General features: G+C 72.2%; 24 protein-coding genes. 4 read left to right on the plus strand and 20 right to left on the minus strand.

Annotation, left to right across the window (positions count from 1 at the left end; translation table 11 throughout):
* Positions 1–45: 45 nt before the first annotated feature.
* Complete coding sequence (rpsB, locus tag N865_RS11275) at positions 46–936, minus strand: 30S ribosomal protein S2 (RefSeq protein WP_034805660.1); 891 nt, start codon at positions 934–936, stop codon at positions 46–48.
* A gap of 363 nt (positions 937–1,299) precedes the next feature.
* Between rpsB and N865_RS11280 the strand changes: the two genes are divergently transcribed.
* Positions 1,300–3,222: a DUF6541 family protein gene (locus N865_RS11280; RefSeq protein ID WP_034805662.1), complete on the plus strand. Its 1,923-nt coding sequence runs from the start codon at positions 1,300–1,302 to the stop codon at positions 3,220–3,222.
* Positions 3,223–3,262: 40 nt separating this feature from the next.
* On the opposite strand, the gene N865_RS11285 is transcribed toward N865_RS11280, so the two are convergent.
* Both N865_RS11285 and N865_RS11290 read right to left on the minus strand, forming a co-directional pair.
* Positions 3,263–3,841, minus strand: a complete 579-nt coding sequence (locus N865_RS11285) for a hypothetical protein (protein WP_034805664.1) — start codon at positions 3,839–3,841, stop codon at positions 3,263–3,265.
* A gap of 28 nt (positions 3,842–3,869) precedes the next feature.
* Positions 3,870–7,610, minus strand: coding sequence for a 5'-nucleotidase C-terminal domain-containing protein (locus N865_RS11290; RefSeq protein WP_034805666.1), 3,741 nt, complete (start codon positions 7,608–7,610; stop codon positions 3,870–3,872).
* 206 nt (positions 7,611–7,816) lie between these two features.
* Here N865_RS11290 and N865_RS11295 point away from each other — a divergent pair, with 206 nt between their 5' ends.
* Both N865_RS11295 and N865_RS11300 read left to right on the plus strand, forming a co-directional pair.
* A complete protein-coding gene (locus N865_RS11295) occupies positions 7,817–8,980 on the plus strand; it encodes a pyridoxal phosphate-dependent aminotransferase (protein ID WP_034805668.1) in 1,164 nt (387 codons plus the stop codon).
* Between the two features lie 120 nt (positions 8,981–9,100).
* Positions 9,101–9,649, plus strand: a complete 549-nt coding sequence (locus tag N865_RS11300) for a murein hydrolase activator EnvC family protein (protein WP_245603732.1) — start codon at positions 9,101–9,103, stop codon at positions 9,647–9,649.
* 12 nt (positions 9,650–9,661) lie between these two features.
* Here N865_RS11300 and N865_RS11305 read toward each other — a convergent pair whose 3' ends face one another.
* The 9 genes from N865_RS11305 to rplS form a co-directional block, all read right to left on the minus strand.
* Positions 9,662–10,624, minus strand: a complete 963-nt coding sequence (locus N865_RS11305; protein WP_084328153.1) for a tyrosine recombinase XerC — start codon at positions 10,622–10,624, stop codon at positions 9,662–9,664.
* Between the two features lie 166 nt (positions 10,625–10,790).
* A complete protein-coding gene (gene dprA, locus N865_RS11310) occupies positions 10,791–11,900 on the minus strand; it encodes a DNA-processing protein DprA (protein ID WP_034805678.1) in 1,110 nt (369 codons plus the stop codon).
* Complete coding sequence (locus tag N865_RS11315; RefSeq protein WP_245603733.1) at positions 11,897–13,420, minus strand: YifB family Mg chelatase-like AAA ATPase; 1,524 nt, start codon at positions 13,418–13,420, stop codon at positions 11,897–11,899. Before N865_RS11315 ends, dprA begins: the two co-directional genes overlap by 4 nt.
* 23 nt (positions 13,421–13,443) lie before the next feature.
* Complete coding sequence (locus N865_RS11320) at positions 13,444–13,815, minus strand: YraN family protein (protein WP_034805684.1); 372 nt, start codon at positions 13,813–13,815, stop codon at positions 13,444–13,446.
* A 96-nt stretch (positions 13,816–13,911) separates the two neighbouring features.
* A complete protein-coding gene (locus N865_RS11325) occupies positions 13,912–14,232 on the minus strand; it encodes a DUF2469 domain-containing protein (protein WP_034805687.1) in 321 nt (106 codons plus the stop codon).
* Positions 14,229–14,966 carry a ribonuclease HII gene (locus tag N865_RS11330; protein ID WP_034805690.1) on the minus strand — a complete coding sequence of 246 codons (738 nt, stop codon included), beginning with the start codon at positions 14,964–14,966 and terminating at the stop codon, positions 14,229–14,231. Before N865_RS11330 ends, N865_RS11325 begins: the two co-directional genes overlap by 4 nt.
* 12 nt (positions 14,967–14,978) lie before the next feature.
* On the minus strand, positions 14,979–15,911 hold the full coding sequence (lepB, locus tag N865_RS11335) for a signal peptidase I (protein ID WP_034805693.1): 933 nt from the start codon (positions 15,909–15,911) through the stop codon (positions 14,979–14,981).
* The gene (gene lepB / locus N865_RS11340) at positions 15,912–16,625 is read right to left on the minus strand and encodes a signal peptidase I (RefSeq protein WP_051510484.1); all 714 of its coding nucleotides are present in this window, start codon (positions 16,623–16,625) and stop codon (positions 15,912–15,914) included.
* Between the two features lie 61 nt (positions 16,626–16,686).
* Entirely contained in the window at positions 16,687–17,064 is a 378-nt protein-coding gene (gene rplS / locus N865_RS11345) for a 50S ribosomal protein L19 (protein ID WP_034805696.1), read from the minus strand.
* A gap of 253 nt (positions 17,065–17,317) precedes the next feature.
* Here rplS and N865_RS11350 point away from each other — a divergent pair, with 253 nt between their 5' ends.
* Entirely contained in the window at positions 17,318–18,076 is a 759-nt protein-coding gene (locus tag N865_RS11350) for an ABC transporter permease (RefSeq protein ID WP_051510477.1), read from the plus strand.
* A 13-nt stretch (positions 18,077–18,089) separates the two neighbouring features.
* Here N865_RS11350 and trmD read toward each other — a convergent pair whose 3' ends face one another.
* From trmD to N865_RS11390, 8 genes are all read right to left on the minus strand, one after another.
* A complete protein-coding gene (gene trmD / locus N865_RS11355) occupies positions 18,090–19,274 on the minus strand; it encodes a tRNA (guanosine(37)-N1)-methyltransferase TrmD (RefSeq protein WP_034805702.1) in 1,185 nt (394 codons plus the stop codon).
* Positions 19,271–19,798: a ribosome maturation factor RimM gene (rimM, locus tag N865_RS11360; RefSeq protein ID WP_034805705.1), complete on the minus strand. Its 528-nt coding sequence runs from the start codon at positions 19,796–19,798 to the stop codon at positions 19,271–19,273. The genes trmD and rimM overlap by 4 nt, the downstream gene beginning before the upstream one ends.
* Positions 19,799–19,947: 149 nt before the next feature.
* The gene (locus tag N865_RS11365; protein WP_034805708.1) at positions 19,948–20,190 is read right to left on the minus strand and encodes an RNA-binding protein; all 243 of its coding nucleotides are present in this window, start codon (positions 20,188–20,190) and stop codon (positions 19,948–19,950) included.
* A gap of 2 nt (positions 20,191–20,192) precedes the next feature.
* Positions 20,193–20,639: a 30S ribosomal protein S16 gene (gene rpsP, locus N865_RS11370; RefSeq protein ID WP_034805710.1), complete on the minus strand. Its 447-nt coding sequence runs from the start codon at positions 20,637–20,639 to the stop codon at positions 20,193–20,195.
* 210 nt (positions 20,640–20,849) lie between these two features.
* The gene (locus N865_RS11375) at positions 20,850–21,773 is read right to left on the minus strand and encodes a GNAT family N-acetyltransferase (RefSeq protein WP_034805712.1); all 924 of its coding nucleotides are present in this window, start codon (positions 21,771–21,773) and stop codon (positions 20,850–20,852) included.
* On the minus strand, positions 21,763–22,851 hold the full coding sequence (locus N865_RS11380) for an amidohydrolase family protein (protein ID WP_034805715.1): 1,089 nt from the start codon (positions 22,849–22,851) through the stop codon (positions 21,763–21,765). The genes N865_RS11375 and N865_RS11380 overlap by 11 nt, the downstream gene beginning before the upstream one ends.
* A 9-nt stretch (positions 22,852–22,860) precedes the next feature.
* Positions 22,861–23,712 carry an alpha/beta fold hydrolase gene (locus tag N865_RS11385; protein ID WP_051510478.1) on the minus strand — a complete coding sequence of 284 codons (852 nt, stop codon included), beginning with the start codon at positions 23,710–23,712 and terminating at the stop codon, positions 22,861–22,863.
* A 143-nt stretch (positions 23,713–23,855) separates the two neighbouring features.
* On the minus strand, positions 23,856–24,824 hold the full coding sequence (locus tag N865_RS11390; protein ID WP_034805717.1) for a hypothetical protein: 969 nt from the start codon (positions 24,822–24,824) through the stop codon (positions 23,856–23,858).
* Positions 24,825–25,026: the final 202 nt, after the last annotated feature.

Genomic DNA, 25,026 nt, shown 5'->3' on the forward strand with positions numbered 1-25,026 from the left:
CTGTATCGCTCTTTTCGTCCGTGGAAATGACTGTGGCTGAAGGGGTCAGGCCTGCTCGGCCGCGTCAGCAGCCGGAACCTCGAGCGGGGCCTGCTCGGCGGCGTCGGCCTCGAGCGCCTCGGCAGCCTCGGCCGTGGCCGGGACGGCCTCGGTGGCACCACCCTGGGTCGCAGCCTCGGCGTAGAGCTCGCGCTCCCACTCGGCCAGCGGCTCCTCAGCGGTCGCGTCGGCGCCGGAGCGGCCGGACGAGCGCTGGACCAGGCCGTCGGCGACCGCGTCCGCGATGACCCGCGTCAGCAGCGTGACGGAGCGGATCGCGTCGTCGTTGCCGGGGATCTTGTAGTCGACCTCGTCGGGGTCGCAGTTGGTGTCGAGGATCGCGATGACCGGGAGGCCGAGCTTGCGCGCCTCGTCGACGGCGAGGTGCTCCTTCTTCGTGTCGACGATCCAGACGGCCGAGGGGACCTTGGCCATCGAGCGGATGCCGCCGAGGGTCTTCTCGAGCTTGTCCTTCTCGCGCTTGAGGATGAGCAGCTCCTTCTTCGTGTAGCCCGAGCCGGCCACGTCGTCGAAGTTCAGCTCCTCGAGCTCCTTGAGGCGCGTGAGGCGCTTGGAGATCGTCTGGAAGTTGGTGAGCATGCCACCGAGCCAGCGGTGGTTGACGTACGGCATGCCGACGCGCGTCGCCTGCTCGGCGATGGGCTCCTGGGCCTGCTTCTTCGTGCCGACGAAGAGGATCGTGCCGCCGTGGGCCACGGTCTCCTTGACGAAGTCGTACGCGTTGTTGATGTACGTCAGCGACTGCTGCAGGTCGATGATGTAGATGCCGTTGCGCTCGGTCATGATGAAGCGCTTCATCTTGGGGTTCCAGCGACGGGTCTGGTGCCCGAAGTGGACGCCGCTCTCGAGGAGCTGGCGCATGGTGACGACGGCCATGCCGTGTTCTCCTTGTTCGTTTGTTGTCAGTTGGTCGCGGGCGACCCCGCTGCTCCGGCACGGATCACTCCGACCGAGCCCAGCGGCATACGTCCCACTCCTGGCGCCTGCACGCACCCCACCCGGGCTACCCGATCAGGCTCGGGAGCCGGGACTGCCGTGGTGCGGCCCGGCCCGTGGGCCGGCAGAAGACGCGCGAATTCCGGTCGCGTGCGACAGGCACACGTGACCGCCGTCCATCGTAGGCCCTGGACCGGGTTGCGGGGAAATCGCACCGACCGGGGACAATGGGCGGCGCGCCCCCGTCGGACGACGGCCGGGCGTACCCGACGCGCCCCACAGACGAACAGAGACGGAGCCCCCATGCCGACCGACGCCCCCTCGTGGGTGGGGATGGTGCCTGCCTTCCTCGTGCTCTCGGCCGTCCTCTTCGCCCCGGGCTGGCTCGTCGTCCGCGCCCTCGGGGCCCGCGGCCTCGAGGCGCTCGCCGTCGCCCCGGCCGTCTCCGTCGGCGTCGTCGCCGCCTCCGCGACCCTCCTGCAGCGTGTCGGCGTGCGCTGGGGCTGGCTCCCGCTCCTCGCCGTCACGGCGATCGCCGCCGGGATCGCGTGGCTCGTCGCGCACGGGCTCGCCCGGACGCGACTCGGGTCCGCTCACCCGGCCGACCTCACCCCGGCCCGTCGCCTCCTCGGCAAGCCCCGCCCCGCGGCGGTCGCGGCGATCGCCATCGGGTTCGTGCTGGCCCTCGTCACGATCCTGCCGGCGATCGGGCGGCCCGACGAGCTCGTCGACTCCCCGGATGCGGTCTACCACCTCGACCGGATCCGGCTCTTCCTCGAGACCGGCAACCTCTCCATCGCCAACCCGACCTTCTACCCCAACGGGTTCCACTCGTGGATCGCGACCGGGCTCCTCTCCGGGACGGCCGACGTCCTGCCCGGCACCAACGTCGCGACGCTCGTCCTCGCGGCGCTCGTCTGGCCGATCGGCTGCGTCGCTCTCGTGCGCCACGCGCTCGGCCCGTCCCGCCTCGTCACGTATGCCGCCGGGCTGGCCTCCGCGGCCTTCGTCTCCTTCCCGACGATCCTCCTCGGCTGGGGCGTGCTCTGGCCCAACCTCATGGGGACGGCCCTCACCCCCGGCGCCCTCGCCCTCATGCTCCAGGCCGCCCGGTCGAGGCAGGTCGGCCAGTGGCTCGGCTTCGTCGCCGCGCTGCCCGGGCTTGCCCTCATCCAGCCCAACTCGCTCGTCGCCCTCGTCGTCTTCGCCCTCGTCTGGCTGGTGACGGCCCGCGTCCGGGCCGGGGTCCTCGGGCACGCGAGCTGGTCCGCCGTCGGGCGCGACCTCGGCCTCGTCGCGGCGCTCGTCGCCGTCGGGCTGCTCGCGGCACCGCTGGTGTCCGCCCGGCTCGCCTCCACCCAGTCCTACGTGTGGACCGGCCGGGTCTCGGTGTGGACCGCGCTCGTCGAGGTCGTCGGCGGCCGCCTCCAGATCGCGAGCGTCCTCTGGGGGCTGCTCCTGCTCCTGCCCCTCGGCATCGGGTGGATCCTCCTGCGTGCCCGGGCTGCGATCCCCGTCGTCGCGATGTGGCTGGCCTGCGTCGTCCTCTACGTCATGGCCGCCTCCTCGTCGTGGAGCTGGACCGCCCTCATCACCGGTTACTGGTACAACGACAAGATCCGGCTCGCGGCCCTGGCGGCCGTGCCGGGCGTCGTCCTCGTCGCCGCCTCGGCGCCCGCGGTCCGGGCCCTGCTCCGCCGCATCCCGGCCCTGCGGGCCCGGCCCCTCGCGGCCGCCCTCGTCGCGCTCGCCGTCATCCCGGCCGCCACGGTGCTCTGGGACCACGGCGCGCGCGACCGGATGCTGATCACGTTCTTCCGCCCGGGTGACCCCAGCCACGTCATCCTGAGCCGCGAGGCCCAGGCTCAGCTGCGCGAGCTGAGCACGTCGATCCCGGCCGGCGAGGGCGTCGTCGGACGTCCCGAGAACGGCACGCCGCTGATGTTCGCCCTCTTCGGCACCGACACGCTCTACCGGTCGATCCCGATCCCGACGACCGGCGACGAGATCGTCATCGGCACCGGGTTCAACGACCTCGTCAACCGTCCGGACGTCTGCGACGCCCTGAAGCGGCACAACATCCGGTGGGCCATCGGCTCGCCGCACGTGTACTGGCTCGACCGGCCCGAGCGCTCGTCCGGCCTCTCCGACCTCGACCACAACCCCGGCGTCGAGAAGGTCCGCACCGTGGGCGACTACACGCTGTACCGGATCACCGGCTGCTGACGACCCTCACCTGCGGAGCGTTCCGGCACCTGCGGAGCATTCAGGCATCACGCCTGCGCATCCACGCGACCGCGCCGACCAGCGCAAGGACGAGTACGGCATACGGCCACCACGGGGTCGGCTCGGAGCGCCCGGACGGATCGGCGTGCCCGGCGGACAGGGAGCCGGCGTCGGGACGGATCGCGCTGAGCGCGGCGCTCGCCGGCCCCGTCGGCACGACGACGGGCTCGGCCCGGTCGTCCCCGGCGGGGGGCTGAGCGGCCTCGGACACGAGGAGCTCGCGCTCGGCGAGGACGGTGTCACCGACCCTGGCCTGGAGGTGCCACGCCCCCGGTGTGACGGTCGCCGGGACCGCGACCTGGGTGTCGAAGTGTCCCTGCGGCGGGTCCTCGACGCGCGCGAGGGTCACGGTCCTCCCCGCCGAGGACTCGAGCACGAGCACGATGCTGCTCGTCGTCGGCAGGTCGCCGCGCACCGAGACCACGGCGCCCGCCGACGTGGCCGCGGGCTCGACGACCATCCCCTCCTCACCCCCGTGTGCATCGGCCGGGGTCGTCAGCGCGATCGCCGTGGCGAGTGCCACGGCGATCGCGCCCAGGGTGCGCAGCGCTCCCCTCACGCGCGGGTCACACCCCCTCCCCCTGGCGTCACGGGACGACCACGGGACACAGCGTGGAGCCGGAGGTGGTGCAGGCGCTCCGACCCTGGATCGTCGGCGACAGCGGGCTGTTCGCCGCCACGTGGTCGGCGAGGACCTGGTCCATGATGTCGAGTGTCGTGACCCGCGGGGTGAAGTACGGGTAGCCGTCACCACCGGACGCCATGAAGTCGTTCTCGGCGATCTTGTACGTGCTCCCCACCGTGAGGTCGACCGGCGCACCCGTGCACGACCCGTCCTGGGCCTGCCGCACGGCCCCCGTCACGCGACTCCCCGCGGGTCGCGAGATGTCGTAGGTGAAGCACAGGCCGGAGACCTGCGGGTAGCGGCCGTCGACCGCCGGCATCCGGGACACGCCGTTCTCGAGCATCGTCTTCAGCTCGGCGCCGTTGACGTTGAGGCTGACGACGACGTTGCCGAACGGCAGGACGGTGAGCACCTGCCCTCGCGAGATCGGGTACGGCGGCGGCGTGTAGGCCGGGCAGAAGTCGCTCGGGTTGTCGGTCGTGGGGCACGTGAGGTCCGCGCGCAGGCCACCAGAGTTGGTGATCGCGAACTCCACCCCCACGGAGGCGTACTTCTGCCGCATCGAGTCGGCCACCGTGTTGCCGACGAGCGACTCGCACGTCCGGCCGGCCCCGTTGCCGCAGGCATCGGCCCGAGGGATGAAGCGGGTCGCGTTGCCGATGACCGTTCCGAGGATCGGCTTGAGCTGCGCGTTGAGGTCGTCGATGCGAGCCTGGATCGTCGGGTCGGGGGTCACGCCGATGTCCCACGGCTTGTGGAAGTCGGCCGTCTTGTAGACCGGCTGCTTCGTGGTCGGGTCGACGACGAGCCGGACCCGGGTGAACCGAATGCCCTTGCTGCGGTTCTCCGTCGTCAGGACACCGTTGCTCCGGGTGCTGAGGACCTGGAAGTCGGTGTGGTCGCCGATGACCGCGTCGACGTTCGTCACGTTGTCGGCGAGGTCGAGGAGCGGTCCCGTCGGCTGGGTGAGTGTCCCGTCCGTCGCGCCGAGGTGGCCGAGAGCGAGGATCGTCCCGATGCCGCTCGCCTTGAGCCGGGCCGCCTCGGCGTTGACCGCCGTGAGGGAGCTCGCGACGTGGAAGGGGTCGAAGGCCGTCGGGGAGACGAGCGTCGGGGCGTCGTCGTTGGTGAACCCGACGACGCCGACCTTGACGCCGTCGAAGGAGAACACGGCAGACGGCTTCCATTCGGCCGGGGTGTTCCCGTTGGCGTCCACGACGTTGGCCGACAGGAACGGGTACGTCGCCAGGGGGATCAGGGTCGAGCGCAGGTACTGCGAGCCCTTGTCGAAGTTGTGGTTGCCGAGGCCGTCGGCCGAGAGGCCCATGTCGTTCATCGTCTGGATGGTCGGGGTGTCGCCGAAGAACGAGCTGATCGGCGGCGTCGCGCCGACGGAGTCGCCGCCCGCGACGAGGAGCGAACCGTTGGGCGCCTCGTTGGCGCTGCGGTACCAGTCGAACCATGGCTTGAGGAAGGCCGCGCCCCCGATCCCGAAGGTCGGGCCGACCGTGTCTGCGGCCTCCGACATCGGGATGAGCTGACCGTGGAAGTCGCTGATGTCGAGGACGGTGACCGTCTTGAGGTTGGGCGCCGTCGTGAGGTCGAGGCGGATCTTGCCGCGGGCGTTCTGAGGCCCGGGGACCCGCAGGAGGAAGGCCATCGTCGGCGCGAGGTCGATGGCACGGATGCCGGCAACCGGGTTCTGGTGGCGGATGCCGGGTCCGGCCGCGACGAACGTCGCGTGCATGTTGATGTTGTGGGCGAGGTCGACCAGGTCGGGGAGGTAGCCGTGCTGGCCGAAGAAGTTGGACAGGGCGATCGTCTGCCCCGGGGTTGCTGCGTCGAACTGGTACGGCGGAGCGGCCACGACGACCACATCGCCGCTGCGGTTCGGGTTGAGCGAGTCGCTGCCGTCGACGTTGCGCAGATCTTCCTTCTTGAGGATCTTGAGCACGACCGGCTTGCCGGGGTGGGCGGGGTCGGTGAGGCTCTGGAAGGCGTTGATCACCTGAGTTCGAACCTGCTCGTACGTCGTGCCGGAGGGCAGGGTCGGGTTGATGTAGATCTGCGCGGTGCCGCCGGCCCAGCAGGCCTTGGCCAGGTTGGTGGTGGCCGCCGCGCGGCAGTTCGCCGGCTGCTCGGGCGCCTGGAGGCCGGCGTCGGAGAGCACCTTGGCAGCGTTGACGGCATACCACTGGGGACCGAAGCCGTGGTCGGACGCGGCGATCGTCGTCGGGCTGCCGCCGAGCAGCTGGCGGGCGAGCGCGAGCTTGACGTCGGCCGCGTGGTAGGCGCTGGCGATGTAGCCCTCTCGGATGGCGACCCGCCCGTCGGGCTGGCCGTTGTAGTCGGCGTCGTCGTAGACCGGGTTGGGATCACCCTGGGGATCGGTCGGCGTCACCAGCGCCATGAACTGGTGGCTGAACTCGTCGGTGACGGGGTAGCCGACGAAGGCCAGGTCGGTGTCGGGCTGCAGCGTGCCGAGGACGTACTGCAGAACCGCGTTGCCGTAGGCCTGCTCGAGGTCACGCCCCTGCTGCACGTAGGTGTCCTCGTCGATGATGCGGGCCTCGAGCGGCGCGAAGTCGGCGTCGACGGCCGTCGGCAGGTTGTCGGCGATGTACTTCTCGAGCCGGTCTTCGCCCGCGCCGCCCGCGGGAAGCGCGTTGCACGCCGCCGTGGCGCACGTCGCGATGACCCGCTGGACCGAGGTGAAGTAGAGCTTGAAGCTCGACAGGTCGGGCGCCATCGAGATGAGCTTGGTGTAGAAGCCTGCGGTCTGGCCGGCGCGGGCGCCGATGAGGCCGTCGGCACCCTTGAGCTTGATCTCCTTGAAGTCACCCTTGCGAAGCGCTGTGGCTGCCTGGCTGCCGTCCTTCGCGGCCCCCGCGCGGACCAGGACGACGGTGTCGTAGGCCCGTGTGCCGTCGACGACCGAGTCGTAGGCGTAGAGGTCGTAGGTGCGGGTGGGGTTCTGCGCGGTGAAGGACGTGGCCACCGTCAGCGAGCTCTCCTCTGGTGGTGCGGCGGGGTCGCCCGCCGGCACGTTGGTCCACCCGGAGGCAGGCGCGAACGACGCGACCTGGTAGCTGATCCCGAAGGCGGCCGCGCCGGCCTGCTCGCCGGCATTGGCCGGCGCGGCGAGGACACCGCGCGTCGAGAAGAAGTTCGCGAAGTCGACCGTCGGGCCCTTGATGCCCGCGTTGGCACCACCGACCCACTCCACCTGGGCGACCTTCTTGCCGGCGCGCTCGGCCGCGGCGGCCAGGGTGTCGGCCTGAAGCGTGCCGCCGGCCGAGAAGCTCGTCCGGTTGTTGAACGCGTCGCCCGAGCGGAAGTAGGTGTTGTTCGTCGACCCGTGCTCGGAGGGGTAGGTGCCCGTCGCCATGGTGTACCAGCCCACGCCGGTGTTGGGCGGGAAGGCCTGGACCATGCCGTTGTCGCCCTTGACCCCCTTGGCCATCATCGACGCGTAGGTCGGCATGGCTCCCTGCGCGGCGTACTTCTCCATGAGGTCCGGACGCATGCCGTCGGACGCGAACATGAGGGCCCGGTCGGCCTTCGGGGGCGGCGCCGGACTGGCCGCGGCGACCGCGAGCGCCTGCGGCTCGGCCAGGGCCGTGGCGCTCGGGGCGCCGGCCGCGCCGGCGATCAGCGCTGCCGCCGCCAGGGCGGTGAGGACGTGGGCACGTGATACGGACACTGCTGCCTCCCACAGGCGCCGAGCGCCCGACCGGGCTAGCCGGGCGCGACGGCAAAGACGCTAGTCCTGAGCAGCGTGCCGCGACGCACAAACGGCAGAAATTGAACCGCCCTGACGGGCCACGGCCGGGGAGGCCCATGCCGAAGCCCGCCGAGCGGCATACAGCGGCCTCGGCCTCGGCAGGTCACGTGGGTAGGGTGCGAGCCATGAGCTCGCCGCTGATCTCGCGCATGCAGCCCTTCGGCACGACGATCTTCGCCGAGATGTCCGCGCTCGCGACGCGAACCGGGAGCATCAACCTCGGCCAGGGCTTCCCCGACACCGACGGCCCGCGCGCGATGCTCGACGCGGCGAAGGCCGCGATCGACGGCGGCCGCAACCAGTACCCGCCCGGACCGGGTGTTCCCGAGCTCCTCGCCGCCGTCGCGGCGCACCAGGACCGGTTCTACGGGCTCCGGCTCGATCCCGCGTCCGAGGTGCTCGTCACGGCCGGCGCGACCGAGGCGATCGCCTCGGTGGTCCTCGCGCTCTGCGAGCCGGGCGACGAGGTCGTCACCTTCGAGCCCTACTACGACTCGTATGCCGCGACGATCGCCCTCGCGGGAGCAACCCGCCGCACCTCGGTCCTCCGCTTCCCCGACTTCGCGGTCGACGACGCCTCGTTGCGGGCAGCCTTCAGCTCGCGGACCCGCCTCGTCCTGCTCAACACGCCGCACAACCCGACGGGCAAGGTCTTCACCCGTGCCGAGCTCGAGCTCGTCGCCTCGCTCGCCCGAGAGCACGATGCGTGGGTCGTGACGGATGAGGTCTACGAGCACCTCGTGTTCGACGGCGCGCAGCACGTGCCGATGGCGACGCTGCCGGGGATGTCCGACCGGACGATCACGATCTCGTCCGCGGGCAAGACGTTCTCAGCGACGGGGTGGAAGGTCGGCTGGCTCGCCGGGCCGGCCGAGGCCGTCACCGCGGCCCGCACGGTGAAGCAGTTCCTCACCTACGTCGCCTCGGGTCCCTTCCAGCCGGCGGTCGCCCTCGCGCTCGGGCTCGGCGACGAGGTGTATGCCGCTCTGGCCCAGTCCCTCCAGGGCAAGCGCGACCTGCTGTGCTCGGCGCTCGAGGAGGCCGGCCTGCGGGTGTCGCGGCCGGCAGGGACGTACTTCGTCATCGCCGACGCGGCGCCGCTCGGAGCGACCGACGGGCTCGAGTTCGCCCGGCGGCTGCCGGAGCTGGCCGGTGTCGTCGGTGTGCCCGTGTCGGTGTTCCACGACGACGCCGAGGCGGCGCGGACGCTGATCCGCTTCGCCTTCTGCAAGAAGGACGAGGTGCTCGTGGAGGCCAGCCGTCGGCTCGCGGCCGTGAGGGCGCGCTGAGGGCAGGAGCGCCCGCAGCGTGAGGCGACGGCGTCCACAGCCGACGGACGCAGTGGCGGTCGTCCACACCCGATCAGGATGGCGGGCTCCGGTGGTCTCGGTCAGGGCAGCATGGGCGCCATGACCCTCGGTGGTGGACTCGTGAGCGCGGTCACCGCGACCGTCCTGGCCGCGACGGTGTCGGCGGGCCATCTCGCCGCCCACGGCTCGGATCTCGCGCGCGCGCCGTCGGTGACGGCTCGCCCGCTCGCGGGGGCGGGAGAATGGGCGTGGCCACTGGCGCCGGAGCCCGACGTGCTGGCCCGGTTCGCGGCGCCCGACCCGTCGTGGCTTCCGGGACATCGCGGTGTCGACCTCGCCGCCGGGGTGCGACAGGTCGTCCTCTCCCCGACGGCCGGCGTCGTCAGCTTCTCGGGCGTGCTCGCCGGGCGCGGCGTCGTCGTCGTCGCCCATCCCGGCGGCCTGCGCAGCACCTTCGAGCCCGTGGTCGACGGGCCTCCGGTCGGCTCGCCGGTCGCCGCCGGTGCTCCGATCGGGATGGTGGGCCCGACGCCGGGCCACTGCGCACCCGCGACGTGCCTGCACTGGGGCGTCCTCCGGGGACGGACCTACCTCGACCCGTTGGAGTTCGTCGTGCGGGCGCCGGTCGTCCTGCTGCCGCTGCGGTGAGCTGGCGTCCGGTCAGGCGCGGGGGTGCGCCTGCTCGTAGCTCTTGCGCAGCCGGTCGACCGACACATGGGTGTAGATCTGCGTCGTCGCGAGGCTCGCGTGGCCGAGCATCTCCTGGACCGTGCGAAGGTCGGCTCCCCCTTCGAGCAGGTGCGTCGCCGCGCTGTGGCGCAGCCCGTGAGGCCCGAGGTCGGGCGCGTCGGGCAGGTGTGCGAGGAGCTCGTGGACGGCCGACCTCACCTGGCGGGCGTCGGCCCGACGCCCTCGCCGGCCGAGGAAGAGCGCCGGACCCGAGTCGGGCCGGACCAGCCGGGACCGCACGGCCAGCCACGCCTCGATCGCGCGGGCCGCGGGGAGGCCGAAGGGCACGATCCGCTCCTTCGCCCCCTTTCCCATGACTCGCACGACACGCTGGCCGAGGTCGACGTCGTCGACGTCGAGCCCGACGAGCTCGCCGACGCGGATGCCGCTGGCGTACAGCAGCTCGAGGACCGCCCGGTCCCGGACGTGGATCGGGTCGTCGTCATCCGCCCGGACGGACGCGAGGTCGAGGAGCCGGCTCGCCTCGCCCTGCTTGAGGACTCCCGGCAGCGTCCGGTTCCGCTTCGGGGCGACGAGCCGGAGGGACGGGTCGCTCGGGATGCGGCCGGTGTGTTCGGCCCACTTGAGGAAGGTGCGTGCGGAGGCGGCGCGCCGCGCGATGGTCGAGCGGGCGGCCCCGCTGTCGGCCTGCTCCCCCAGCCACGACCGCAGGTCGGCGAGTCGCAGCTCCTCGGGCCCCTCGAGGCCCTGCGCCGCGGCGTAGGTGAGCAGGTGGCGAACGTCCCCGAGGTAGGCACGCCGTGTGTGGGCCGAGCGCCCTCTCTCCGCGCCGAGGTGTCGGTTGAACGCGTGGAGGAGCTCACCGTGGCGGGCGAGCACGTCGGCCGTCAGGTCGGACGTCACAAGGTCCTTGCGGCCCCGCTCTGCTCCCATGGGGGAACGATGACAAAGCCGTCCCCCAGTGGCAAGGACCCCCGTGCGGCCGCGTCGTGGCCGGTCACGTCGCCGATCTCGTTACGGGACGTCGTGCAGGGTCGCGCCCGCGAGCGAGACGCCTTCGGGGGCCCGGCTCGGCGCGAGCAGTCCGGCACCGCGGGGTTCACTGGACCACCGCATGTGCGGTCCGCGACCGGCGCTTGCGCCACGTCGTCCCGTCGGTCTCGGCGAGTCCCTCGAGCTCGAGCCGCGTGAGGGCCGCCCGCACGATCAGGGGCGGCAGCGTCGTCAAGGCGACGACGCGCTCGAGATCGAGACCGCCCCGGTAGGGCAGCGCCTCGAGGACCGCGGCATCCCGTGGCAGCAGCGCGTCACCCGCAGCGACCGGTCCTCGCGCGGGCTCGCAGGCATCCTGCCCGAGGTCACCGACCAGGTCGATGACCTCGTCGGCGCTCGTGACGAGAGTCGCCCGTCCGTCACGGATCTCCTGGTGGCACCCGGCCGACGACATCGAGGTGACCGGTCCGGGCACCGCCCCAACCGGGCGAGCCAGCTCGCTGGCGTGCGTGACGGTGTTGCGGGAGCCGGAGCGCAGGCCTGCCTCGACGACGACGGTGCCCCGTGTGGCGGCCGCGATGAGCCGGTTGCGCTGGAGGAAACGCGACTTCATCGGCGCACAGCCGGGCGCGACCTCGGACACGACCGCTCCCGTCTCGGCGATCCGGGCGAGGAGGCGGCTGTGGGCCGCGGGGTAGACCCGGTCGACGCCACTCGCGAGCATCGCGACCGTGGCCCCGTCGACCGCGAGTGCCCCGCGGTGTGCCGCGGCGTCGATCCCGAACGCCGCTCCGGAGACAACGGTCCAGCCGCGTGTTGCGAGTCCGGCGGCGAGCTCGGCCGCGAGCTGCTCGCCGTAGGAGCTCGCGATGCGCGCTCCCACGACGGCCACGGACCTGCCAAGGGCCTCACCGAGGGGCACCGGCCCGCGCACCCACAGGCAGAACGGCGGTGTGGGCAGGTCGTCGAGCCGCTCGGGCCACTCGTCGTCGCCCGGCACCACGAGCCGGGCGCCCACCTTGGCCGCCGTGGCGAGGTCACGCCCGGTGTCGAGCGTGCGCACCCGCGCCCCGAACCGTGCGTACGTTCCGCGGCCGGCGCAGATCCGCTCCACCGCCTCGACCGGACCGACCTCGCCGACCAGGGCGTGGACCGCCTTGTCGCCGGGCTCGACGAGGCGAGAGAGGGCCGCCCGCGCCCGTCGGACGTCGCTCACGCGGCCACCCCCGACTGGTGCCGCAGCGACAGCGCGAGGTCCACCTCGTCACGGCCGGGCCGGTCGAGGCCGGCCAGGTCGGCGATGGTCCACGCGGTCCGCAGGCTGCGGTCGTAGCCACGCAGGCTGATGCCGCCCCGGTCGAGCGACCGGTCGAGGGTGGCGGTGTCGGTCGGAGGGAGCCGCCACGTCCGGGACCTGAGGACCGAGCCAGGCACGCCGGAGTTGACCGGTCGTTGGCTCCCGAGGACCGCACGCCACCGCTCGTGCTGGACGCGCCGCGCCTCGGCGACCCGGCCGGCCACAGCGGCGGACCCCTCGCCGGGGTCGTGCCCGGAGAGGGACAGCCCCGGGGGTTGGACGTGGACCTGGAGGTCGACGCGGTCGAGGAGCGGGCCCGAGAGCTTGCCGAAGTAGGCGCGGCGCATCGTCGGTGAGCAGGTGCAGTCGAGACCCTTGCCCCAGCCGTTGCCGCACGGGCACGGGTTGGCGGCGAGGACGAGCTGGAACCGGGCCGGGAAGGTCACCGTCTCGTGGGCCCGGGCGATGGAGACGGTCCCTCGTTCGAGCGGGGTCCGGAGGGACTGGAGCACCGCCTTGTCGAACTCCGGCGTCTCGTCGAGGAAGAGGACGCCGGCGTGCGCCTGGGTGATGGCGCCGGGCCGGATGCGGCCGCTCCCGCCGCCGATGACGGCCGCCATCGACGCGCCGTGGTGGGGTGCGACGAAGGGCGGCCGTGTGATGAGGCGGACGTCGTCGCCGAGAGCACCGAGGACGGAGTGGATGGCGGTGACCTCCATCGACTCCTCCTCGTCGAGCTCGGGCAGGACCCCCGGCAGCCGCTCGGCGAGCATCGTCTTCCCCGCGCCGGGCGGACCGGCGAGCAGGAGGTGATGACCCCCGGCCGCGGCGATCTCGAGGGCGAGCTTGGCCTCGGCCTGCCCGACGACCTCGGACAGGTCCTTCGGGACCGCCTGCTCGGCCGGCACCGCAGGCGGAACCGGCACCTCGTCGACCGGGTACCCGGCATGGAGCCGCTCGTAGCGCTGGATCAGCTCGGCGACGTCGCGCACCGGGTGGATCCGGATCCCGGGCACGAGCCGGGCCTCGAGCGCGTTGCCTGCGGGGACGACCGCGTGCCTGACGCCCGCACGGGCGGCCGCGAGGACCGCCGGCAGCACGCCGGGAACGGCCCGGACCGCGCCGTCGAGGCCGAGCTCGCCGATGTGGACGACGTCGGCCACCACCTCCTGGGAGATGGCCTCCATCGCGACCCCGATGGCGACGAAGACCGCGAGGTCGAACCCGGCACCGACCTTGCGCACCCCGGCCGGCGAGAGGTTCACGGTGATGCGGCGCTGGCTCGCCGGCAGGCCCACCGTCGTCGCTGCGGCCCGGATCCGCCCCGGCGACTGTCCGACCGCTGAGTCGCCGAGCCCGCCGATGACGAACGACGGTAGCCCCGCTGACACGTGTGCCTCGGCCTCGACGAGGAACCCGGCCACGCCCGAGAGTCCCACCGACCGGGTCCGACCGAGGCCGCTCACTCGACGCCCCGGAGGTGCTCGAGGGCCGCGGGAGCTGCCGGGGGCTTGAGGATGGAGACGACATCGATCCGCAGGTCGCCCAGGCCCGCGGCCTGCTCCTGATGGGCCTCGATCCACAGGCCGGCGAGTCGGCGCAGCCGGCGCGCCTTGCGCCACGTGACCGCCTCGAACGGCGCGCCGAAACCGTCGGACGACCGGGTCTTGACCTCACACACGACGAGGCAGTCGCCGTCGGCGGCGACGATGTCGATCTCGCCCCTCGCGCACCGCCAGTTGCGCTCGAGGATGGTGAAACCCTGCTCACGCAGGTGGCGGCAGGCGAGGCGCTCGCCGTAGTCGCCGAGGGCACGGGTCGCTGGGATGTCCATGCGCCCACCCTCCGACGCACCGACCCGGGGAGGACACGGACGCTCGCGAGGCTGTGGACGGCATACCCCTGCCTCAGGGGGTGTGGACGACGCCTGTCAGGAGAAGTCCCCCGAGTCGGGCAGCTTGATGTCGGGCTTGGGCAGCTCCTCGATGTTGACGTCCTTGAACGTCACGACGCGCACGTTCTTGACGAACCGCGCCGGCCGGTAGATGTCCCACACCCACGCGTCGGCCATGGACACGTCGAAGAACACCTCGCCCCCGTCGCTGCGCACCTTCACGTCGACGGAGTTGGCGAGGTAGAAGCGGCGCTCGGTCTCGACGACGTGGGTGAAGAGGCCGACGACGTCGCGGTACTCCTTGTAGAGCTGGAGCTCCATCTCGGTCTCGTACTTCTCGAGGTCTTCCGAACTCACGTGATCGCCGTCCCTGTCTGCCCTACGGGCGCGAATGTCTGCGTCGAACCATCATCCACCACGCCGGGGAGGCGCCACGACCTACGGTGCAGCTCGCACGGCCCGAGCCGCGCGAGCGCGTCCATGTGCTCCGGGGCGGCGTAGCCCTTGTTGAGGCCCCACGCGTATGCCGGGTGCTCGGCTCCCAGCCGCACCATGAGCTCGTCGCGCTCGACCTTCGCGAGCACGCTGGCCGCAGCGACGGAGGAGCACTTGAGGTCGGCCTTGACCATCGTCGTCACGGGCGGCGTGCTCGGGCCGCCCCCGTCGGCGAAGGCGAGCAGCCCGACCTCGCTCGGGGCGGTCAACCAGTCGTGGTTGCCGTCGAGGATGACAAGGTCGGGCACGACGCCGAGGGCGGCCAGGGCGCGCATCCCGGCGAGCCGCAGGGCCGCCATGATGCCGATCTCGTCGATCTCGTCGGGTCCCGCGTGCCCGACGGCGTGGGCGACGGCCCAGCGCTGGATCCGGGGCACGAGCTGCGTGCGGGCGCGCTCGGTGAGCAGCTTGGAGTCCTTGACCCCCACGGGCGCCGACCGGACGGTCTCGTCGATGACGACGATGCCGACGCTGACCGGGCCGGCGAGCGCTCCGCGACCGACCTCGTCCATCCCGGCGAGGAGCCGATGACCCGAGCGCTGGAGGGCCCGCTCGACCCGGAGGGACGGCTTGCGCGAGGGCGGGGTGGTCGACACGACTCGTCAGTCCTAGCCTGCAGCGGCCTTCGTGGCCGCCGTCGTGTGGGTGGTGGGCACGGTCGGGATGGACGACGGCGAGACCGACGGGGTCTTCGCCGGCGCCGGAACCTGCTCGAACGTCCGCGCGGGGACCCCGAGCCAGGTCACGTGCTCGATGGGCCAGACGACGAAGAGCGCGCGCCCGACGATCTTGTCGATGGGGACCGAGCCGGTCCGGCCCGTGCCGTCGTCGTGGTAGCGGCTGTCGGCCGAGTCGGAGCGGTGGTCGCCCATGACCCAGACGCGGCCGGCCGGGACGACGATGTCGAAGGCCTTGCCCTCGCTCGGCGCGTCGCCGGGCTTGATGTAGGGCTCGGTGATCGCGACGCCGTTGACCTTGATCTTGCCGGTCGAGCCGTCGGCCTGGACGTGGTCCCCGGGCAGGCCGATGACGCGCTTGATGAGGTGGTTGTCGGCGTCCTCGGGGAGCAGCCCGACGTAGACGAGCGCGTCGTGGAAGGGACCGCCGAGCGTCGAGCGGGCCCCCGTGGTGGACCCGCTCAGCCAGGGCGTCGGCACGCCGGGGTCCTCGAAGACGATGACGTCACCGCGGCGCAGGTCGAACGGACCGGGCGTCAGCTTGCTGACGATGACCCGGTCGTCGCGCACGAGCGTGTCCTCCATCGACCCGGAGGGGATGTAGAACGCCTGGAACAGCCAGGTCTTGACGACGAAGGACAGGGCCATGGCCAGCACGATGACGATGACGAGCTCGCGAAGGCCGGCAAGGATCGTCTGGAGCGGCCCGCGCGGGCGCTCGTCCTCTTCTTCCCACTCGGCGTCGTTGAGGTCGCCGCCGTCGCGGTCCCCCGCCACGTAGACACCGCCCTGTTCCGACAGGTCGATGTCGTCGGAAGGGCGGCCCGGCGTCAGGTCGTCGGGGCGTCCGGGGTTCTGCGACATTCACTCACCGTTTCGTGGGACGGAGGACAGCGGTCCTGTTGGGAGCGATCCGAGCCGATCGAGCGGCCAGTATCGCACCCAAACCTTGCCGATCATGTCGTCCCCCGGCACGGCGCCGCCACCCGGCCCGCCGAGGTGGGCGCGCGAGTCCGCGGAGGCGCTCCGGTGGTCGCCCATGACCCAGAACCGGTCGGGCGGCAGGGTCACGTCGAAGGTGGTGAGGCTCGGGGCGTCGCCGGCCTTGAGGTACGGCTCGTCGACGGCGACCCCGTTGATCTCGAGGCGGCCGTTCGTGGTGCAGCAGCGGACGTGGTCCCCGGGCAGGCCGATGACCCGCTTGACGTAGTCGGTGTCGGGTCCCTGCCCGACGAGCGACTGGGCCGCACCGACGAGGGCCTGGAAGGGACCACTGGCCGGCTCTCCGACACCCCAGGCCCGGCTCGCGTCGAACACGACGACATCGCCGCGGCGCAGCTCGTCCGGCCCGGTCAGGCGGCTCACGAGGACGCGGTCACCGACCTGGAGGGTGTCCTCCATCGAGCCGCTCGGGATCCCGAACGGCGTCACCAGGAAGGCCCGGACGAGCAGGACGGCGAGGAGGACGACGGCGGGGGCGACGAGCCACCGGAGGCTGCGCGCGGACCGGGTCCGGGTGGCCTCGGGTACGGACGAGGGCGCGGTGGGGCCCGGCTCCTGTGCCGGCTCAACCGTCATGGTGAGCCGCACCGGTCGGGATCCACCGCGCCCTCGGCTGGTCGCGTGAGACGCGCGTGCGTCAGTTCTTCGCGCTCTCGGCCTTCGCCGGGATGCTGTCGCGCTTCTCGCGGATCTTGGCGGCCTTGCCGCGCAGGCCGCGCAGGTAGTAGAGCTTGGCGCGGCGGACGTCACCGCGGGTGACGACCTCGATCTTGTCGATGATCGGCGTGTGGAGCGGGAAGGTGCGCTCGACGCCGACACCGAAGGAGATCTTGCGGACGGTGAAGGTTTCGCCGACGCCACCGCCGTGGCGACGGATGACGACGCCCTGGAAGACCTGGACGCGGGAGCGGTTGCCCTCGACGACCTTGACGTGGACCTTGAGGGTGTCACCGGCGCGGAACTCGGGGATGTCCGAGCGCAGCGATGCGGCGTTGATCTCGTCGAACGTGTGCATGATGCTTCGCTTTCCTGGGCGCCACAGGTCACCCGTTTGTCTGTCCTCGGTGCGCCAGCCCGGGCCGCGTGGATCGCCGGTGGAGGCTCGAGACCTCCGAGGTGGCGACCCGACTCCCCCTGTGGCAGGGGCCGTCGGATGGCGGACGCAAGGGTCAAGTCTGCCAGAGGGATCGCCACCGACGGAAATCGGCCGATCCGGACCCACGCCCGGTGCACGCTCCACGCCGGGCACACGGCATACGGTGTGGCCCGTGAACGTCTCCCCCGGCTGGCCCGTGGCTGCCGCGCTGGCCGTCCTGCTCCTCGTCGCGCTCGTGGCCGACCGGCTCGGCCGGCTGGGCCTCGAACGACAGACGGCCCTCGCCGGAGCCCGCGCCGTCGTCCAGCTCTCCCTCGTCGCGCTCGTCATCACCGCGGTCGTCGGCTCGATCTGGCTCTCGCTGCTCGCCGTCGTCGGGATGTTCGCCACAGCGGTCGTGACGACCTCGAAACGGGTCGACGCCCTCCCGTCGTGGCCGTGGGCCGCCGCCGCGATGGCGTGCGGGGTCGTGCCGGTCGTGGGGATCGTCCTCGCGACGGGCGCCGTGCCCCTGACGGGCGTCGCGATCATCCCGGTCGCCGGCATCGTCATCGGCAACACGATGACGGTCCACACGCTCGTCGGTCGCCGGACCTTCGCGGCGCTGCGCGAGGAGCACGGGCAGTACGAGGCGGCCCTCTCGCTCGGGCTGACCTCGAGCCAGGCGATCGACGAGATCATCACGCGGCGGGTGCCCGAGGGCATCGTGCCGAGCCTCGACCAGGTCCGCACGGCCGGCGTCGTCACGCTGCCCGGTGCGTTCATCGGGGTCATGCTGGGAGGCGGGAGCGCGGTCCAGGCCGCCACCGCTCAGGTGCTCGTCCTCTTCGCCATCATGGCCACTCAGTCGATCACGGCGGGCCTGCAGGCGCGGCTCATCCGGGGGCGCCGGATCCTGCCCGCCGACCTGCGCCACTCCCTCATCTCGTGAGGGGGGCGTGCGGTCAGGTGCGTCGGCGCTTGACGAGGGCGACGACGCCCGGACTTCCCGGGTCGGGCGGCGCGGGCCGGTACCCGGCCTTCCGGTACATCCTGAGGTTGGCCTCGCTCCGCGCTCCCGTCATGAGGGAGAACGTCCGTATGCCGCTCGCCGCGCTCCCTTCTGCGCGCTCGAGCAAGCGCCGGCCGAGTCCCCGACCGCGCAGGTCCGGGGCGACGCAGAGGCGCCCGATGAAGAGGGAGTCCCCCCGCACCTCGGTCCGCACCGACCCGACGAGGCGTCCCGCCTTGCGGGCCACCCAGGTCCGGGTCGTGTCGAGGCTGGCCCGGAGCGTGTCGATGTCCTCGGTGAGCGCCGGGATGTCGAGGGTCCCGTTGGCGTGCGCCTCGTCGACGTAGCAGGCCCGGACGAGCGTGAAGATCTCGGGGACATCGGCCGCGGTCGCGAGCCGGACGTCGAGGTCGGCGTCACCGTGGGAGGGGTGGAGCAGGTCCGGTCGGCGCGCCGCCGTGCGTGCGAGCCGCTGGTCGTGGCGCCAGGCCGCGATCGCTGCGTGGTTGCCGGACAGGAGGACGGGTGGCACCTCGCGGCCCTTCCACTGCTGCGGCTTGGTGTAGATGGGGTACTCGAGCAGGCCGTCCTCGTGCGACTCCTCGACGAGCGACTCGGCGTTGCCGATGACACCGGGGATGAGCCGGCCCACCGCCTCGACCATGGCGAGCACGGCGACCTCTCCGCCGTTGAGGACGTAGTCGCCGAGGCTGATGACCGACACCTCGAGCCCGAGGTCCTCACGGGCGTACTCGTAGACCCGCTCGTCGATCCCCTCGTAGCGTCCGCACGCGAAGGCGAGCCACGGCTCGTCGGCGAGTTGCCGGGCGAGGGCCTGGGTGAACGGCGTTCCGCCCGGGCCGGGCACGACGAGGTGCGGACGGCCGCCGGGCAGCCCGGCAGCGTGGCCCTGAGCCACGACGTGGTCGAGCGCCTCCGACCAGGGCTGCGCCTTCATGACCATGCCGGCACCACCGCCGTAGGGCGTGTCGTCGACGGTCCGGTGCCGGTCGTGGGTGAAGTCGCGCAGGTCGTGCACCGCCACGTCGAGCAGGCCGTCCTCACGAGCCTTGCCGATGAGCGAGAGATCGAGCGCCGCGAGGTAGTCGGGGAAGATCGAGACGACGTCGATCCTCATTCGCCACCCTCCCGGTAGAGGTCGAAGAGCCCGGGCGGCGCGTCGACGACGACGTGGTCGTCGGCGACGACGGGCACGATCTGCTCGACGAACGGGACGTAGGCCGTCACCCCGTCGGCGAGCTCGAGGACGAGCCGGTCCTGGGCCGTGCCGACCTCGAGACCGGTCACGGTGCCGAGGACCGCACCGGACGGGTCCCGGACCTCGAGACCCACGAGGTCGTCCTCGTAGTACTCGTCCTCGTCCGGCTCGATCGCCTCCTCGTCGATCACGAGGCGGGTGCCGCGCAGGCCCTCGGCTCCGGTGCGGTCGGGGACCTCCTCGAACGCGATGAGCCAGGTCCCGTTGTGGACCCTGGTCGATCGGACGGTGAGCCGCCGCGGGACGCCCGACCCGGGGGCGGCCTCGGTGTCGAGCGCGGTACCGAGCGCGAACCGGCGCTCCGGCTCGTCGGTGTGCAGCTGGACGGTCACCTCACCGCGGAGACCGTGGGGCTTGCCGATGCGGGCGAGGACGACGCTCATGGGGCCGATCCTCTCAGGTTTCCCGGCTGTCTCTCACCACGCCGGCGGCGGCCGGAGGGCTCAGCGCACCGCGCCCAGCGGCATACGCAGACGTGGGGCGCCCCGGACGAACCGGGACGCCCCACGTCGTGGTGCGAAGCTGGTGACGCTCAGCGCGCGCGGTCGGTGTCGACGATGTCGACCCGCACGCTGTTGTTGCCCGCGAGGGCGCCGACGACGGTGCGCAGCGCGCTCGCCGTGCGGCCGGAGCGGCCGATGACGCGGCCGAGGTCGTCGGGGTGGACCCGGACCTCGAGCAGCTCACCGCGGCGCAGCTCCTTGCGACGCACGACGACGTCCTCGTCGTGGTCGACGATGCCCTTGACGAGGTGCTCGAGCGCCTCCTCGAGCATGCTCAGGCCTCGGCCTTCTCAGCACCCTCGGCGGGAGCCTCCGCGTCGGCCTTCTTCTCGGCCTTCTTGCGCGGCGTCGTGGCGGCGGACGTGTCCGAGCCGGCCTTGCCGGCAGCGGCGAGGGCAGCCTCGTAGAGGTCCTTCTTGGAGGTCTTCGCCTCCTTGACCTTGAGCGTGCCCTCGGCACCCTCGAGGCCCTTGGCCTTCTGCCAGTCACCGGTCACCTTGAGCAGGGCCTCGACGGCCTCGGTGGGCTGGGCGCCCTGCCCGAGCCAGTACTGCGCGCGCTCGGAGTCGATCTCGATGATCGACGGCTCCTCGGTGGGGTGGTACTTGCCGATCTCCTCGATCGCACGGCCATCACGCTTGGTGCGGGAGTCCATGACGACGACGCGGTAGAACGGTGCACGGATCTTGCCCATGCGCTTCAGACGAATCTTGACGGCCACGGTGGTGGTGTCTCCTGTTTCTGTTCGGATGAGCGCGGCGAGACCGGGTGGGGACACGCGGGGTACCGACGCTCGGTGTAGGCGTTCCAGCCAGGAGAGAGGGGCCTGCCTGGACGGGTACAGCCGACCATTCTGCCAGATGGTGCGCGCCCTCCCGACCACGCAGGCGTGGGCTCATGCGTGCGCTCGTGCGTGAGCCCGGTCGTCACCTCAGGCGTATGCCGCTCGCACCGTGAGCGCGAGGCGCGCCACCTCGCGTCGGTCGACGTCGCTCGCCGCGGGGAGCACCGGGACGACCGTCGGGTCGAACCGGGCTCGGGCGAGGCCGATCCGCAGCTCGGTCGGGGACGCCTTGCACTCGACGACCCCGCCGATCGGGGAGGCCCGGAGCAGCTCGAAGAGCGTCGACGTGTCGCCGACCGTGCTGGCGGAGTAGAGGGGCAGCCCGAGCTCGTGCGAGAGGTGCTCGGCGAGGCCGTTGGGGTCCCAGGCCCGGACCCCGTTGACGACGCAGGCCATCCGCTTCGGCGCGTGGGCGTGGTAGGGCACGGCCGGCCAGTCGGTCGCGAGGATCGTGTAGCGGTCGTGGTCGCGCCAGTCGCGGCGACCGTCGAGCCCGGGCAGGTAGAGGAAGTCGCGAGAGAAGCCTTCGTGGGCGAACCCGAGGGAGCGGACGACCCCGGCCGAGCGGGTGTTGGCGGGCTGGATGTTGGCCTCGAGCCGGTGCAGGCCGAGCCCGGCGGGCGGGTCGGCGAACGCCAGCCCGACGACCAGGGCGAGGCCTTCGCCGAAGAGGCCGCGACCGGCATACGGGTCGTAGGCGTCATAGCCGATCGTCGCGCTCTGGAACGCGCCCCCGACGACGTTGGAGACGTTGACCCGGCCGACGAGCCCGTGGCTCTCGCCCGGCTCGAGGGCCCAGATCATGAACGTCCGGTAGACCGGCGACTGGTTCGCGATCATGCCCGGCAGGTTGTGCGGGTCGGGCACGGCGAAGTCGGACAGGCGCGCGGCCGACCGGGTCACCGCGTCGGCGTAGGCGGGCACGTCGTCTTCGGAGGGCGGTGCAACCCGGACCCGCTCTCCCGTAGCCGTGAACGGGCGGGGCCGGCCCGAGAAGGAGTCAGAGGACAACGCGACCCCGCAGCACCACGCCCTTCGGGTCGGCGATCACGGTGATGTCCTCGCGGGGGTCCGCGCCGTAGACGACGAGGTCGGCGTCGGCCCCCTCGACAAGACCCGGCCGGCCGAGCCACTCGCGCGCGGCCCAGCTGCCGGCGGCAAGGACCTCGAGCGAGGTCATCCCGGCCCGCATCAGCTCGGCCATCTCCCTCGCCACGAGACCGTGCGGGAGGCTGCCCCCGGCGTCGGTCCCGACGTAGATGGGGACCCCCGCCTCGTGGGCGGCGGCGATGGTGGCGAAGCGCCGTTCGTGCAGGTCGATCATGTGCCGGTAGTAGCCGGGGAAGCGCTCGCGGGCGGGCTCGGCGATCGCGGGGAACTGGGCGATGTTGACGAGGGTCGGCACGATGGCGATGCCCTGGGCCGCGAAGGTGTCGATCGAGTCCTCCTGCAGGCCGGTCGCGTGCTCGATGCAGTCGATACCGGCCGCGGCGAGGTCGCGCAGGGACTGCTCTCCGAAGCAGTGGGCGGTGACGCGCACGCCCTCCACGTGGGCCGCGGCGATGGCGTCGGCGACCGCCTGGCGTGACCAGCTCGGCGCGAGGTCACCGAGGTCGCGGTCGATCCAGTCGCCGACGAGCTTGACCCAGCCGTCCCCCCGGTGGGCCTCGAGCCGGACGTGGGCGACGAGCTCGTCCTCCTCCACCTCGTGGGCGTAGTTGCGGATGTAGCGACGGCTGCGGGCGATGTGCCGGCCCGCCCGGATGATCTTCGGCAGGTCCTCACGGTCGTCGATCCACCGCGTGTCGCCGGGCTGGCCCGCGTCGCGGACGAGCAGCGTGCCGTGGTCGCGGTCGGTGAGGGCCTGCTGCAGGGTCTCCTCCTCGCTCACCGCGCCGTGCGGGCCGAGGCCGATGTGGCAGTGGGCGTCGACGAGGCCCGGGAGCACCCACCCGTCGAGCGTCTCGACGTCCACGCTCGAGGCCGGCGCGGAGAACGAGACCTTGCCGTCGACGACCCACAGCTCGTCGACGGTCTCGTCCGGACCGACGAGGACCTGACCGCGGACATGAAGCACCGGCGCACTCATGGACCGACCCTACCCAGAGGAGCGGGCCGACTCGCCGTCGCGGACGAGGCTCGACAGCATCTCCTCCCAGTAGGGCATGAGCGTCCCGAGGTGGCCGACGCCCTCGCGGACGACGAGGGTCGAGGTCGGCAGCTGGTCATGGAGCCACCGACCGTGCTCGAGCGGGACCACCCGGTCGCGCTGGCCGTACCAGAGGTGCACGGGCGCACTCACGTCGGCGAGGTCGACGTCCCAACCGGCGGCGAACACGAGCGAGTCGCGGGTGGCGCCGCGGAAGGAGGGTGTCCCGGGGCGGCCGCTGCCCGACCACGGCTCGAGCATCTCCGGGGAGACGAAGCCGCCAACCGTCCACGCCCGGCCCTCCGACAGGCGGGTCGTCGCGGCCTCCTGCAGGCGGAGCGCTCCGTCGACGTCGCCGGCGAGCGCCGCCCGAACCGCGGGGTCCTCGGCCGCCCCGGGGTCGAGCTCGAGCACCGGCCCGATCCCGGCGACGACGCCCACCGCGCGCACCCGCTCGGGCAGGATCGCGGCGGTCGCGACGGCATACGGCCCTCCCCCGGAGACGCCCAGGACGGCGAACGCGTCGAGGCCGCACGAGTCGGCGACGGCTGCGGAGTCGCGGGCCACCGATGTCAGCGTCGTGGCCGTGTCGGTCGATCCCCCGTAGCCGGGCCGCGAGAAGGCGACGAGGCGCACCCCGGACCGTGCGGCCGCACCATCGCCCAGGGCAGCCTGCAGCCGGCCGCCCGGCGTCCCGTGGAAGAAGAGGACCGGCGTCCCTCGCGGGTCCCCGCCCTGCCACACGTCGAGGCGTCGGCCGTCGGGCAGCCGTACCCGCGAGCGCCCGTCGACGGTGACCACGCCTTCGAGCGTATGCCGCTGGGCCCGCCCTGTCTGCCGCCGCGCTCCCGGTCCGGCGCAGGCGCGATCAACCGGCAGATCAACTTGCAGTCGTTGTTGCCCCAGCAGCACCAGACGCCAGATGATCCGCAAGCAGATCCGGGTCAGCCACTCGCCTCGTGCATGAAGTCACGGGGCCGGGCGGTCACCGGCGGCCGGGGACGGCCCGCGGCGCGGAGGTAGCCGGCCTCGATCCGGGCGAGAACCGTGTCCGGTGCCTTCTCGATCGCGGACGGTGTCACGCCGACGACCTCGACGCCGGCCGCCCGGAGGTCCTCGTCGGCGTCCACCGTCGCGTCCCAGTCCAAGGCGCCGGAATGGAAGCGCAACGAGTGCACCATGACCGCGAGTGCCACGTCGTCACACCAGAGATCCGGTGTCGTCAGCGGCCGGTCCTTCTCGTCCGACAGCTGAGGATTGGCCCAGGGCGGCGGTAGCACGTGCGACCGCCTTGCCAGCCTCGCCAACTGGGCCTCCGGAACGGACCACGACCCGGCCGAGGCCTCGCGCAGGGCCGTCTTGAGGCGGATCGTGCCGTTGCGCCGACGGGCGCCGAGCCAGTGCTGGACGTCACCGACCCGGACGAGCCGGTTCTGGACAGCTCCGATGACCAGAGACCTGGCCGCCGAGTCGTCCGACGCCTGGGCGGCGGCATCGACGACCGAACGGGGCCGGCACGAGAAGCGAAGAGCGCCACGTTCGACGAGCCGCTCGTTGGTCAGGCTGGTCGCGCGGATCGACACCCATGCGATCCGCCTGCTTCGCGCCGGCGCGGGAACCATGACGAAGATCGGGAGGCGGTGGTCCCAGACCGGCATGCCGTGCCAGCCCGCGGCTGTCACACCGCTCAGCCAGGACTCCGGACCCGCGGCGAGGAGGGCGGCCATCATCCGCTGCTGAAAGCTGGGCAGTCCGGTGTCGAGCTGGATCACCCCGGGTAGAACGGATCTCCAGCGGCGTCCCATCTGCCAGCGGATCATCGCAGCCGCGACTCCACCCTCGATCAGCTGGGCACGCGTGACCAGGCCGCCCTGCCGCGTCGCCGTCTCGAGGACGTGTTCAGGAAGCTCCATCACGCCAGCCTCGATGCGGATGCTTCGCGCGTGCTCGGCTCGAGGGCGTGCCTGTGCACTTCTCAGCCGCAGCCACCCGGTTGTGGACGAACGCGAGAGCCCGGCGCACCGCCCGCGATCGATCACCCCGCGGATCACCTCGCGGATCAACTCGTAGTGGTGGTTGCCCCGGCAGCACCAGACGCCAGATGATCCGCACGAA

The organism is Intrasporangium oryzae NRRL B-24470 (assembly GCF_000576595.1).
Classification (GTDB): domain Bacteria; phylum Actinomycetota; class Actinomycetes; order Actinomycetales; family Dermatophilaceae; genus Intrasporangium_C; species Intrasporangium_C oryzae.

What these genes read in the sequence shown, in the direction of transcription:
- N865_RS11280 (WP_034805662.1), top strand. Translation starts at nt 1,300, where the DNA reads ATGCCGACCGACGCCCCCTCGTGGGTGGGGATGGTGCCTGCCTTCCTC.
- trmD (WP_034805702.1), bottom strand. Translation starts at nt 19,274, where the DNA reads ATGAGGATCGACGTCGTCTCGATCTTCCCCGACTACCTCGCGGCGCTC.
- rplS (WP_034805696.1), bottom strand. Translation starts at nt 17,064, where the DNA reads ATGCACACGTTCGACGAGATCAACGCCGCATCGCTGCGCTCGGACATC.
- N865_RS11365 (WP_034805708.1), bottom strand. Translation starts at nt 20,190, where the DNA reads ATGCTCGAGGAGGCGCTCGAGCACCTCGTCAAGGGCATCGTCGACCAC.
- N865_RS11320 (WP_034805684.1), bottom strand. Translation starts at nt 13,815, where the DNA reads ATGGACATCCCAGCGACCCGTGCCCTCGGCGACTACGGCGAGCGCCTC.
- N865_RS11300 (WP_245603732.1), top strand. Translation starts at nt 9,101, where the DNA reads ATGACCCTCGGTGGTGGACTCGTGAGCGCGGTCACCGCGACCGTCCTG.
- N865_RS11390 (WP_034805717.1), bottom strand. Translation starts at nt 24,824, where the DNA reads ATGGAGCTTCCTGAACACGTCCTCGAGACGGCGACGCGGCAGGGCGGC.
- N865_RS11380 (WP_034805715.1), bottom strand. Translation starts at nt 22,851, where the DNA reads ATGAGTGCGCCGGTGCTTCATGTCCGCGGTCAGGTCCTCGTCGGTCCG.
- rpsB (WP_034805660.1), bottom strand. Translation starts at nt 936, where the DNA reads ATGGCCGTCGTCACCATGCGCCAGCTCCTCGAGAGCGGCGTCCACTTC.
- lepB (WP_034805693.1), bottom strand. Translation starts at nt 15,911, where the DNA reads ATGTCGCAGAACCCCGGACGCCCCGACGACCTGACGCCGGGCCGCCCT.
- N865_RS11305 (WP_084328153.1), bottom strand. Translation starts at nt 10,624, where the DNA reads ATGGGAGCAGAGCGGGGCCGCAAGGACCTTGTGACGTCCGACCTGACG.
- lepB (WP_051510484.1), bottom strand. Translation starts at nt 16,625, where the DNA reads ATGACGGTTGAGCCGGCACAGGAGCCGGGCCCCACCGCGCCCTCGTCC.
- rimM (WP_034805705.1), bottom strand. Translation starts at nt 19,798, where the DNA reads ATGAGCGTCGTCCTCGCCCGCATCGGCAAGCCCCACGGTCTCCGCGGT.
- N865_RS11295 (WP_034805668.1), top strand. Translation starts at nt 7,817, where the DNA reads ATGAGCTCGCCGCTGATCTCGCGCATGCAGCCCTTCGGCACGACGATC.